The sequence below is a fragment of the Staphylococcus sp. HMSC057A08 genome, from assembly GCF_001812925.1.
Classification (GTDB): Bacteria; Bacillota; Bacilli; order Staphylococcales; family Staphylococcaceae; genus Staphylococcus; species Staphylococcus hominis.
This window is the reverse complement of sequence record NZ_KV810825.1, coordinates 1-13,090: the sequence shown is the minus strand read 5'-3', so window position 1 is coordinate 13,090 and position 13,090 is coordinate 1. Positions and strand designations below refer to the sequence as shown.

At 33.3% G+C, this 13,090-nt stretch carries 11 protein-coding genes and 2 tRNA genes; 12 read left to right on the top strand and 1 reads right to left on the bottom strand.

All coding sequences use genetic code 11. The annotated features are described in order from the left end of the window. Positions 1-5: 5 nt before the first annotated feature. The 12 genes from dnaB to HMPREF2881_RS00020 all read left to right on the top strand — a co-directional run bounded on the left by dnaB (position 6) and on the right by HMPREF2881_RS00020 (position 12,822). Positions 6-1,406, top strand: coding sequence for a replicative DNA helicase (gene dnaB, locus HMPREF2881_RS00075; RefSeq protein WP_002449507.1), 1,401 nt, complete (start codon positions 6-8; stop codon positions 1,404-1,406). A gap of 278 nt (positions 1,407-1,684) precedes the next feature. Further along, the gene (locus HMPREF2881_RS00070) at positions 1,685-2,968 is read left to right on the top strand and encodes an adenylosuccinate synthase (RefSeq protein ID WP_002488483.1); all 1,284 of its coding nucleotides are present in this window, start codon (positions 1,685-1,687) and stop codon (positions 2,966-2,968) included. Positions 2,969-3,351: 383 nt separating this feature from the next. After that, positions 3,352-3,426 (top strand) — tRNA-Glu (locus HMPREF2881_RS00065). Positions 3,427-3,431: 5 nt separating this feature from the next. Next, positions 3,432-3,504 (top strand) — tRNA-Asp (locus tag HMPREF2881_RS00060). Positions 3,505-3,980: 476 nt separating this feature from the next. Next, positions 3,981-4,682, top strand: a complete 702-nt coding sequence (gene yycF, locus HMPREF2881_RS00055) for a response regulator YycF (RefSeq protein WP_002449444.1) — start codon at positions 3,981-3,983, stop codon at positions 4,680-4,682. Between the two features lie 12 nt (positions 4,683-4,694). Further along, positions 4,695-6,521 carry a cell wall metabolism sensor histidine kinase WalK gene (gene walK, locus HMPREF2881_RS00050; protein WP_002488475.1) on the top strand — a complete coding sequence of 609 codons (1,827 nt, stop codon included), beginning with the start codon at positions 4,695-4,697 and terminating at the stop codon, positions 6,519-6,521. After that, positions 6,511-7,842, top strand: coding sequence for a YycH family regulatory protein (locus HMPREF2881_RS00045; RefSeq protein ID WP_037555959.1), 1,332 nt, complete (start codon positions 6,511-6,513; stop codon positions 7,840-7,842). The genes walK and HMPREF2881_RS00045 overlap by 11 nt, the downstream gene beginning before the upstream one ends. Then, positions 7,843-8,634: a two-component system regulatory protein YycI gene (locus HMPREF2881_RS00040; protein ID WP_002488464.1), complete on the top strand. Its 792-nt coding sequence runs from the start codon at positions 7,843-7,845 to the stop codon at positions 8,632-8,634. Positions 8,635-8,907: 273 nt separating this feature from the next. After that, positions 8,908-9,690: an MBL fold metallo-hydrolase gene (locus tag HMPREF2881_RS00035; RefSeq protein ID WP_100217433.1), complete on the top strand. Its 783-nt coding sequence runs from the start codon at positions 8,908-8,910 to the stop codon at positions 9,688-9,690. A gap of 420 nt (positions 9,691-10,110) precedes the next feature. Further along, complete coding sequence (rlmH, locus tag HMPREF2881_RS00030; RefSeq protein WP_002488447.1) at positions 10,111-10,590, top strand: 23S rRNA (pseudouridine(1915)-N(3))-methyltransferase RlmH; 480 nt, start codon at positions 10,111-10,113, stop codon at positions 10,588-10,590. Between the two features lie 321 nt (positions 10,591-10,911). Then, the gene (locus HMPREF2881_RS00025; protein ID WP_000566670.1) at positions 10,912-12,168 is read left to right on the top strand and encodes an MrcB family domain-containing protein; all 1,257 of its coding nucleotides are present in this window, start codon (positions 10,912-10,914) and stop codon (positions 12,166-12,168) included. 414 nt (positions 12,169-12,582) lie between these two features. Further along, positions 12,583-12,822 (top strand): hypothetical protein, encoded by a 240-nt coding sequence (locus HMPREF2881_RS00020; RefSeq protein WP_001282728.1) that lies wholly within the window; start codon positions 12,583-12,585, stop codon positions 12,820-12,822. A 31-nt stretch (positions 12,823-12,853) separates the two neighbouring features. On the opposite strand, the gene HMPREF2881_RS11365 is transcribed toward HMPREF2881_RS00020, so the two are convergent. After that, the coding region (locus HMPREF2881_RS11365) for a DDE-type integrase/transposase/recombinase (protein ID WP_031869976.1) at positions 12,854-13,090 on the bottom strand (237 nt) is incomplete at its 5' end.

Here is a 13,090-nt window from a genome sequence, read left to right as displayed (position 1 = left end):
GATTGATGGATAATATGTATGATCAAAGACAAATGCCCCATAACAATGAAGCTGAACAGTCTGTCTTAGGTGCAATTATTTTAGATCCAGAATTAATAGGTTCGACTCAGGAGGTATTACTTCCTGAGTCGTTTTATAGAGGTGCACACCAACATATCTTTAGAGCAATGATGAATTTAAATGAAGATGCTCATGAGATTGATGTAGTCACGTTAATGGAACAATTAACGAAAGAAGGTACATTAAGTGAGGCTGGTGGCCCTCAATATTTAGCTGAATTATCGAATAATGTACCGACGACACGTAATATTGAATACTATAGAAATATAGTTGCTAATCTTGCGCTTAAACGTCGATTAATTCAAACAGCTGATAGCATTGCGAATGATGGGTATAATAATGAGCTTGAATTAGATGCTATTTTAAGTGATGCTGAAAAACGTATTCTTGAACTCTCAGCAAACCGTCAAAGTGATGGATTTAAAGATATTAGAGATGTCTTAGGTCAAGTATATGAGACTGCAGAGGAACTTGATCAAAATAGTGGGCAAACGCCGGGTATTCCTACTGGATATCGCGATTTAGACCAGATGACTGCGGGCTTTAATAGAAATGATTTAATTATTTTAGCAGCCCGTCCTTCTGTAGGTAAGACTGCCTTCGCACTTAATATCGCTCAAAAAGTAGCCACTCATGAAGATAACTATACAGTAGGTATTTTCTCACTTGAAATGGGTGCCGATCAACTTGCAACACGTATGATTTGTAGTTCAGGAAATGTAGATTCTAACCGTTTAAGAACAGGGACAATGACAGAAGAAGACTGGAATCGATTTACGATTGCAGTAGGTAAATTATCGAGAACAAAGATTTTTATTGATGATACACCAGGAATTCGTATTACAGATTTACGATCAAAGTGTCGTCGTCTTAAACAAGAACATGGTCTTGATATGATTGTGATTGACTATCTACAACTTATTCAAGGGAGTGGCTCACGTTTTTCAGATAATAGACAACAAGAAGTCTCTGAAATCTCACGTACGTTAAAAGCCATCGCTCGTGAATTAGAATGTCCCGTTATCGCACTGAGTCAGTTATCTCGTGGCGTAGAACAACGTCAAGATAAACGACCAATGATGAGTGATATTCGTGAATCAGGATCAATTGAGCAAGACGCAGATATTGTTGCGTTCTTGTATCGTGATGATTACTATAATCGAGGCGATGGTGAAGAAGATGACGATAGTACGCAGTTCGAACCTCAATCCAATGACGATAATGGTGAGATTGAAATTATTATTGCAAAACAACGTAACGGCCCTACAGGCACAGTGAAGTTACACTTTATGAAACAATATAATAAATTTACAGACATTGATTATGCACATGCAGACATGTCATAAAAATATTTTTACCGTACATTATTATTATTTTTAATATAAATGTACGGTTTTTATTTTATTTTTGAAAAATAAAGTTAAGTGAAGTATGTGTATTAAACATTTGTAAAACTGTATTGAAATACTGGTAAATTAACAATGTTAAAGGTTTTTTAATAAAATATACATATTGATTTGACTGATGTGAATGCTATTTTCAATGTTCGATTTTTATTTGCATTATATGAAACGTATTGATAGAATACTTAGTGGTTAATTGAGAAAACTTTGGAGGTGCTCACATGTCATCAATCGTAGTAGTTGGGACACAATGGGGAGACGAAGGTAAAGGTAAAATTACAGATTTCTTAGCAGAACAAGCAGATGTGATTGCGCGTTTTTCAGGTGGAAATAACGCAGGCCATACCATTCAATTTGGTGGAGAAACATACAAATTACATTTAGTACCATCAGGTATTTTTTATAAAGATAAATTAGCAGTGATTGGTAATGGTGTGGTTGTAGATCCTGTTGCATTATTAAAAGAATTAGACGCTTTAAATGAACGTGGTATTTCTACAGATAATCTACGTATTTCAAACCGTGCGCAAGTCATCTTACCATATCACTTAGCACAAGATGAATATGAAGAACGTCGTCGCGGCGATAATAAAATCGGTACAACGAAAAAAGGTATCGGACCAGCTTACGTAGATAAAGCACAACGTATTGGTATTCGTATGGCTGATCTATTAGAAAAAGATACATTTGAAAGACGTTTAAAAGAAAATATTGAAATTAAGAATGCCTATTTCAAAGGGATGTTTAATGAAACGTGCCCACACTTTGATGAAATATTCGATGAATACTATGCCGCTGGTCAACGTTTAAAAGAATTCGTTATAGATACAGCTAAAATTTTAGATGACGCTTTCGTAGCTGATGAAAAAGTTTTATTTGAAGGTGCACAAGGAGTTATGTTAGATATCGACCATGGTACATATCCTTTCGTAACGTCAAGTAATCCTGTGGCAGGTAACGTGACAGTAGGAACTGGCGTGGGTCCAACCTTCGTATCTAAAGTAATTGGTGTATGTAAATCCTATACATCTCGTGTAGGTGATGGCCCATTCCCTACTGAATTATTCGACGAAGATGGTCATCATATTAGAGAAGTAGGTCGTGAATATGGAACGACAACAGGACGTCCTCGTCGTGTAGGTTGGTTTGACTCAGTTGTATTACGTCACTCTCGCCGTGTAAGTGGTATTACAGACTTATCTATTAACTCAATTGACGTGTTAACAGGTTTAGATACAGTTAAAATCTGTACAGCATATGAGTTAGATGGTGAAACAATCACAGAATATCCAGCAAACTTAGACCAATTACGTCGTTGTAAACCAATTTTCGAAGAGTTACCTGGTTGGACGGAAGACATTACAGGTTGTCGTACATTAGAAGAGTTACCTGAAAACGCACGTAAATACTTAGAACGTATTTCTGAATTATGTGGCGTTCATATTTCAATCTTCTCTGTAGGCCCTGACCGTGAGCAAACAAACCTATTAGAAAAATTATGGTAAGAAAAGCATATAAACCTAGAGTAATAACGTGCTAAGAGTGAAAATCGATTTTTGATTTTAAGATGAGCATACGATTGACGAGCGGGTTGCTTTTCGAAGCCCATTAATAATAAAGCATTTAATGGTATACATTTAACGTTGTTAAAGTCACTCACTTTAGCAACGTTTTTTATATATAAAATAAGATAATGATAACCATCTCATTTCAATTTGAATGAATAATGTAAAAGTAAATAAAAAACGTATATTCTCACGTAATCTACCTTCAATATAACTCTTTTTTTCCAAAAATTAAGGAATTATAAAAAAATATTAAAATTATGTAAAAAAGTTCTTGTCTTTAAAATAAAAGCTATGCTATAATCTATCTTGTGCTTAAGAACGGCTCCTTGGTCAAGCGGTTAAGACACCGCCCTTTCACGGCGGTAACACGGGTTCGAGTCCCGTAGGAGTCACCATTTTAGGTCTCGTAGTGTAGCGGTTAACACGCCTGCCTGTCACGCAGGAGATCGCGGGTTCGATTCCCGTCGAGACCGTATTGCTTATCCAAAAGGGTAGGCATTTTTTTTATACTTTTTTAATATTGCTTCTTTATTTTTATAAATATATAGACGTTATCATGAGTAAAGCGATGTGTGTATTACAAATAGATGACGTCGCAATATATTTTTAATATTTCTCTCTTTTTTTATACATCTTTTATATATCACTCTTAATTTTCAACGACTATCCGCTATCATCATTTTGTAACAATGTACCGTTTCAGTCTTCCTACGACTTTTGTCCAATATTCAAGGCGCTCAACTTATTTGTAATATAAAACGAGCGTGGTAAACTTTAAATTAATGTTATTCTATAATTTTAAATATGAAAATAGAATTAAGTGAATATTAATGTTAAATTATATAGTAGATAAACGTGCGTTAAGACGTAAGATAGCGCCATATGTTTTACTCAAAATATAATAAACATTAAGGTTTGAACTACAATTTGAGAAATGAGGTTTATAGATATGGCTAGAAAAGTTGTTGTAGTTGATGATGAAAAGCCAATTGCGGATATTTTAGAATTTAATTTAAAAAAAGAAGGCTATGAAGTGCATTGCGCTTATGATGGTAATGATGCCGTCGATTTAATTTACGAAGAAGAGCCAGACATCGTATTGTTAGATATTATGTTACCTGGTCGTGATGGTATGGAAGTATGTCGTGAAGTACGTAAAAAATATGACATGCCAATTATTATGTTAACAGCGAAAGACTCAGAAATTGATAAAGTATTGGGCCTTGAATTAGGCGCTGATGATTATGTGACGAAACCATTTAGCACACGTGAATTAATTGCACGTGTGAAAGCAAATTTAAGACGTCACTACGCTCAACCTGCGCAAGAATCAGAAGGTACAACGAATGAAATTGCGATTAAAGATATCGTAATTTATCCTGAGGCTTACTCAATTAAAAAACGTGGTGAGGATATTGAATTAACACATCGTGAATTTGAATTATTCCACTATTTGTCAAAACATATGGGTCAAGTTATGACACGTGAACACTTACTACAAACGGTTTGGGGATACGATTATTTTGGAGACGTTCGTACAGTGGATGTAACCATTCGTCGTTTAAGAGAAAAAATTGAAGACGATCCATCTCATCCAGAATATATAGTGACACGTCGAGGCGTTGGATACTTCCTCCAACAACATGATTAGGAGTTGCAAACGATGAAGTGGCTGAAACAACTCCAATCCCTTCACACAAAACTCGTTATTGTTTATGTCTTACTGATTATTATTGGAATGCAGATTATTGGTCTGTATTTCACTAATAGTTTAGAAAAAGAATTAACCAATAATTTCATGAAGAACATTAAACAATATGCGACACAACTCGAAGTCAATATTGAGCGTATTTATAAAGACAATCCTTCAAATGCACAAAAGGAAGTTCAATCGCTACTGAATGAATACGCTAACCGACAAGAGATTGAAGAAATCCGCTTTATTGATAAAGACCAAATTATAATGGCTACAGCGAAGTTATCATCACATAGCTTAATTAATCAAAAAGTGAATGATAATTCTGTTCAAAAAGCAATCTCTCTTGGCGAAGCAAATAGTCATAACGTCTTAAAAGACTATGGTAATGGTAAAGAACGGATTTGGATTTACAACTTACCAGTTAAGAATGGCAATGATGTGATCGGTAATATTTACATAGAGTCAAATATTAATGATGTATATAACCAGCTTAACAATATTAATCAAATCTTTATTATTGGTACGGCTATTTCCTTATTTATCACGGTCATACTCGGTTTCTTTATTGCGCGAAAGATTACGCGACCGATTACAGATATGCGTAACCAAACAGTTGAAATGTCGAAAGGGAACTATACACAGCGTGTTAAGATTTATGGCAATGACGAAATTGGTGAACTTGCGCTTGCGTTTAATAATCTTTCTAAACGTGTACAAGAAGCCCAAGCGAATACAGAAAGTGAAAAACGTCGACTCGATTCTGTCATCACACATATGAGTGATGGTATCATTGCGACGGATCGACGTGGTCGTATTCGTATTGTGAATGATATGGCGATTAAAATGTTAGGTATGGCGAAAGAAGATCTCATTGGTTATTACATGCTAAATGTTTTAAAAATAGAAGGCGATTTTTCATTAGAAGAAATTCAAGAGAATAATGATAGTATCTTAATTGATATGAACGAAGAAGAAGGTATTATTGCACGTGTCAACTTTAGCACGATTGTACAAGATACGGGATTTGTTAATGGTTATATCGCCGTATTACACGATGTTACAGAACAACAACAAGTGGAACGTGAACGTCGCGAATTCGTTGCCAATGTATCACACGAGCTACGTACGCCATTAACATCAATGAATAGTTATATTGAAGCACTTGAAGAAGGCGCTTGGAAAGATGAAAATCTTGCGCCATCGTTCCTTTCAGTCACACGTGAAGAAACAGAACGTATGATTCGACTGGTCAATGACTTACTTCAATTATCTAAAATGGATAATGAGACAGAACAAATTACAAAAGAAATTGTCGACTTTAATATGTTTATTAATAAAATTATTAATCGACATGAAATGACAGCGAAAGATACAACGTTTGTACGTGAAATTCCAAATGAGACAATTTTCACAGAAATAGATCCAGATAAGATGACGCAAGTATTTGATAACGTCATTACGAATGCGATGAAATATTCTCGTGGAGATAAACGTGTCGAGTTCCACGTGAAACAAAATGCACTTTATAATCGAATGACCATTCGTATTAAAGATAATGGCATCGGTATTCCAATTAATAAAGTAGATAAAATCTTTGATCGCTTCTACCGCGTAGATAAAGCACGTACACGTAAAATGGGTGGTACGGGTCTTGGACTGGCCATTTCAAAAGAAATTGTCGAAGCACATAATGGTCGTATCTGGGCAAACAGTGTTGAAGGACAAGGCACATCGATATTTATTACGCTTCCATGTGAAGTGATAGACGACGGTGATTGGGATGAACAGTAAGGAACATATTAAATCAGTTATCCTTTTTCTTTTAGTCATGATGAGTATTGTCCTTACGTATATGATTTGGAACTTTACTCCAGATTTAAATAATTTAGACAGCGCGGATAGTAAAAAAAATAATACTAAAACCATTGGTAAACCTTTAGCTGCAAAGATGGACACAGTGATTTCACCTTATCAAGTTGTGTCAGTTAAAGGGGATAAAGTCAAAGGATTTGCACCATCAAGATCTCAACTCGCTCAAGTTATTGACCCACTCAAAAATCATGAAGTGAGTAAAGTAGAATTGATGCAAAAAGGGTATAATTTGCAAACCCCGATATTAGACCATGATTTTGTCGTATTGGATTTTACGTATGATATGCCATTAACCACCTATTTAGGTCAAGTACTTAATAACTCAGCTAAAATTCCTAAACATTTTAGCTTTAATCGGATTTTAATGGATAAAAATTCTAAGGGTGATCTAGAACTATATGCGCTGAGTAAACATCATCAACAAGTCATGAAAGTGACGATAGACGCGAAGGCAACGCCATTTACTAAAACCATTCATCATTTAGAAAAAGATATGGAAACCTATTCGGAAGTGATTACGAATAAGACAACGATTGATAAATCAACGCATATTTTTGCGCCGAAACATCCAAAAGACCTACACTCATATCGTATGGTATATGATACGATTTCAGTCGAAACGATGAACTCAATTTTATTTGATGATTCTGTCATTATTCGAAGTGGAAAAAGTGGTTCAACCACATATAATAATAATACTGGCGTCGCAAACTATAATGATGACAGTAAAAAGTACCATTATAAAAACTTATCGGAAGATGAATCAGGTTCGAAAGATATGGATACTTCCATCCCAAGTACATTCGAATATATTAATAATCATGGTGGTTTCTTTAACGATGATTTCCGTCTGTTCGATACAGATAATATGTCAGGAGAATTAACCTATCAACTATTCCTCAATGGACATCCTACATTTAATGATCAACAGTTGAATGAAATTAATGTGACTTGGGGAGAGAAAGGAATTTATGACTATAAACGTGCTCTTCTACGTTCAAGCGTGCCTTTAGAAGGTGCAACGACATCATTAGATAGTTTGGAAACGGTGCGTGCGACACTTGCAAATAATCATAACATTGATTTTGAAAAAGTATCGAATATGATTGTTGGCTATAAAGAAGATGATAAGCCAGATAAAGATGACATCGAAGTACAACGGAATAGTGTATTTATTCCAACGTGGTATGTTGAGTATGATGGTGAGTGGTATGTATATCAGGATGGGAGGCTTGAATAAATGAACTGGAAACTAACCAAAACATTGTTTATTTTCGTGTTTGTTCTAGTCAATATCTTTCTCATTCTGATTTATATTAATAAGGTGACTAAATCGCAAATTAATGAAACTGAAAGCGATAATGAAGTCAACTTCCAGCAAGAAGAGATTAAAGTATCGACAGATGTATTAAATAAAGATGTAAGTGGTACGAAGATGCAAATGATTACTGCTACTTCTAAGAACTTTAAATCATACGCTGAAAATAAATCTTCATTAGAAACAAGTGATTCTGGTTTCACATTAAGCGGTGAGGTAGATAATACTGTAAATGTAAGTGATCGTAATCTTAGTGATTTAAAAGATTACATTATCAATCATATTTATAATGGTAAGGTCTATCAACTTGGCGATATGAATTCAAATACAGTCACTTACGAACAAACATATGATGGATACCCATTGCTTAATAACAATAAAGCACGGCTTCGCTTTAATATAGACGATGGTAAAGCGACCACGTATAAACAAACATTAATGAGTAAAATTGAACCTGCAAAAGGTGACAATAATCCTAAGAAGCAAGTCATTACGCCGCGTAAAGCAATTGAAAGCTTGTATTTCAATCGTTACTTAAAAGCTGGCGATGAAGTATTAGATGCTAGACTAGGATATTACTCAGTAGTAAGAGAAACCAACGTTCAATTACTACAAGCAAACTGGGAAATCAAAGTGAAACATAAAGGTAAAGAAGAAACGAAAAAATATTATGTTGAAGCCACTTCAGTCAATCCCAAAGTGATTGATAACTAAAAAGTGATGCATTTTAAATAGAGCAAAACAGCGATCAAATTTACCCGTTGTTTTGCTCTTAAATCGTTAATATAAACAGAGAATTGGAATTTCTAGTTACAGATTGGTATAGTATATTATAAAAGTACTTTTAGAGCGGAAAGTTTCGAACAAAGATACAAGTTCGAAACTATATTTTTTTAGAAAAAAAGCAAATATAAAATAATTAGACTGAAGGCACTCTAAATAATTAAAATTTAAGATAATGAGAAAGGATGAACCATCTTGATTCGAATGAGCGTATTAGCAAGCGGTAGTACAGGAAACGCGACTTATGTAGAAAGTGAGAAAGGCAGTCTATTAGTAGATGTCGGTCTTACGGGTAAAAAGATGGAAAATTTATTTAGCCAGATTGATAGAGATATGAAGAATCTGAATGGCATCCTAGTGACACATGAACATAGCGATCATATTAAAGGACTGGGCGTCATTGCACGTCGATATGGTTTACCCGTGTATGCGAATGAAAAAACGTGGAAAGCGATTGAGAAAAAAGACGATAAAATTCCAATGGATCAAAAATTTATTTTCAATCCGTATGAAACGAAATCCATTGCAGGTTTTGATATAGAATCATTTAATGTCTCTCATGATGCGATTGATCCACAATTTTACATTTTCCATAATAACTATAAAAAATTTACGATGATTACAGATACTGGCTATGTGTCAGACCGAATGAAAGGTATGATTCAAGGTAGTGACGCGTTTATGTTTGAAAGTAATCATGATGTGGATATGTTACGCATGTGTCGTTATCCTTGGAAGACGAAACAGCGTATTTTAAGTGATATGGGACATGTGTCAAATGAAGATGCAGGACATGCGATGGCGGATGTGATTACAGGTCATACGAAACGTATCTATCTGTCACATTTATCTCGTGATAATAATATGAAAGATTTAGCACGCATGAGTGTTGGACAAGTATTAAATGAACATGATATCGATACTGAAAGAGAAGTATTATTATGTGATACAGATAAAGCACAAGCGACACCGATTTATACGTTATAAAATTGAAAAGAAGTATGAAGCTTAATGAAAATCTTAAGAAAGTATGAGGTTTTTATTAAGCTCTTTTTTTTTGAAAAATTAAAGATATGATCTAACAATTGGACTATACATGAATATTCATTAAAAGGTGGATAAATAGTGCGATTTAGTTAGAATCTGTGAATAAATATAAAAGACGGTCGTGAAGTTATCCCCAAATTTAAAGAAAGTTATCCCCTGTTGTGAATAATACACACAGAAATACTCACATTATACACAGACTTATCCACAAAAATAGTGTATATGTGACATTTTTTGTAGATAAATCTTAAATTTTCCACAGAATTTATATGCATTCCTGTTATAATTAGAGGGAATTCTGTTAACAAGTTGATAACTTGTGGATAAGTCGAATAACTATTATCAACACGGAGGACTATAATGAAGATTACTATTTTAGCTGTCGGCAAATTAAAAGAAAAATACTGGAAACAAGCGATTGCTGAATATGAAAAAAGACTCGGAGCATACTCTAAAATTGAGATGATTGAAGTGCCGGATGAAAAAGCACCTGAAACTATGAGCGATAAAGAGATTGAACAAGTCAAAGAAAAAGAAGGACAACGATTATTAGCCAAAATTAAACCACAAGCCACCGTTATTACATTAGAAATACAAGGTAAAATGTTGTCATCGGAAGGGTTAGCTAAAGAACTCCAACAACGTATGACACAAGGACAAAGCGACTTCGTCTTCGTCATTGGGGGATCAAACGGACTCCATCAAGACGTCTTAAATCGCAGTAACTACGCACTCTCATTCAGCAAAATGACCTTCCCACATCAAATGATGCGCGTCGTCTTAATCGAACAAGTATATCGATCATTTAAGATTATGAGAGGCGAAGCATATCATAAATGATGCGGTTTTTTCAGCCGCTTCATAAAGGGATTTTGAATGTATCAGAACATATGAGGTTTATGTGAATTGCTGTTATGTTTTTAAGAAGCTTATCATAAGTAATGAGGTTCATGATTTTTGACATAGTTAGCCTCCGCAGTCTTTCATTTCAAGTAAATAATAGCGAAATATTCTTTATACTGAATACTTATAGTGAAGCAAAGTTCTAGCTTTGAGAAAATTCTTTCTGCAACTAAATATAGTAAATTACGGTAAAATATAAATAAGTACATATTGAAGAAAATGAGACATAATATATTTTATAATAGGAGGGAATTTCAAATGATAGACAACTTTATGCAGGTCCTTAAATTAATTAAAGAGAAACGTACCAATAATGTAGTTAAAAAATCTGATTGGGATAAAGGTGATCTATATAAAACTTTAGTCCATGATAAGTTACCCAAGCAGTTAAAAGTGCATATAAAAGAAGATAAATATTCAGTTGTAGGGAAGGTTGCTACTGGGAACTATAGTAAAGTTCCTTGGATTTCAATATATGATGAGAATATAACAAAAGAAACAAAGGATGGATATTATTTGGTATATCTTTTTCATCCGGAAGGAGAAGGCATATACTTATCTTTGAATCAAGGATGGTCAAAGATAAGTGATATGTTTCCGCGGGATAAAAATGCTGCAAAACAAAGAGCATTAACTTTATCTTCCGAACTCAATAAATATATTACATCAAATGAATTTAATACTGGAAGATTTTATTACGCAGAAAATAAAGATTCATCTTATGATTTAAAAAATGATTATCCATCAGGATATTCTCATGGATCAATAAGATTCAAATATTATGATTTGAATGAAGGATTCACAGAAGAAGATATGCTAGAGGATTTAAAGAAATTTTTAGAACTATTTAATGAATTAGCTTCAAAAGTTACAAAAACATCCTATGATAGCTTGGTCAATAGCATAGACGAAATACAGGAAGACAGCGAAATTGAAGAAATTAGAACAGCACAAAAAGATAAGACACTCAAGGAAGTGGAAGCACCTAAAGGAATAATTCCAAAATATAAAAAAGGTGTATCAAAGACTACTAAAAATGATTCAGAAATTGAAAAATCAAATAAAGAGAATAAATTAACCGGTAAAGTTGGAGAAAAATTAGCGCTAAATTACTTTAATGAGCTAATTGATAATAAAATAGACGAAGATAAGAAAGAACAGTTTAGGAATATTTTAAATGATAATCCAGGCTCTCAACACGGTCATGGCTATGATTTAGTAGCTTTTGATCCAACAAATACAGATAAAGCTGTAGAAAAATTTATTGAAATTAAAACATCTACATCTTCTAGTATTGAGGAACCATTTTTTATGTCGCTAAATGAAATGTTTGCTATGAAAGAATATAAGCAGAAATATTTAATATTAAGAATATTTAATGTTTCCGGTAAAGAACCACAATTTTATTTTATAGATCCATATGCAAATTATTCTGAATTTAAAGATGTAGATGATCTCATTGACAAAGTATTTAATGTAGAAGCTATTCAGTATAAAGTTTTTGGCGAAAAATGATTACTTGAACAAGAGCTAAAATAAAATTGTGATCTAATAAAAATAGAAACTGTAATTTAAATAAAACTTTCTAAATAAGCTAACTGATAAAAAATCAGTTTGTCCACAGTCTGAAACAAGATTCCTATATTCTTTAGGAATCTTGTTTTTTCTATTTTTATGGTGATAAAGAGCAGATAAGATAATGTGTAATAATCACAAAAAAGTTAAATATTTTAAGGCTTGTTTAATTATTAATGATTTTATATATAAAGAGCAGTATAATAAAGTTGTTAATATATTATGAATAATATTCAAGTAATTTTATTGTTTTTTAATTTGTCGATATTTAAGTTGAGTTAAATTTAAAGGGTGTAATTTGTTTTACAATGATGAAGATAATTAGTCTATCAAAATAAAGGGGTTGGGACTGTTATGAGTGATAATTTGTCATTATTCATTGACTATATCAATGATAATATAATCTATGGTAGTGAAATCAAACGGGAGAAATTAGAGAATTTATTTAATCAATTTGCTATAAAAAATGTTGAAAAGAACATTGTCTATGATGAACTGAAATCTTTAGATATTACAATCATTGAGTCACAGGATTCATATAAAAATAAATTGAAGAGATTATTTTCGGTTCTGTTGCAAAGTAAAAAAATATAGCTAACCACTAATTTATCATGTCAGTGTTCGCTTAACTTGCTAGCATGATGCTAATTTCGTGGCATGGCGAAAATCCGTAGATCTGAAGAGACCTGCGGTTCTTTTTATATAGAGCGTAAATACATTCAATACCTTTTAAAGTATTCTTTGCTGTATTGATACTTTGATACCTTGTCTTTCTTACTTTAATATGACGGTGATCTTGCTCAATGAGGTTATTCAGATATTTCGATGTACAATGACAGTCAGGTTTAAGTTTAAAAGCTTT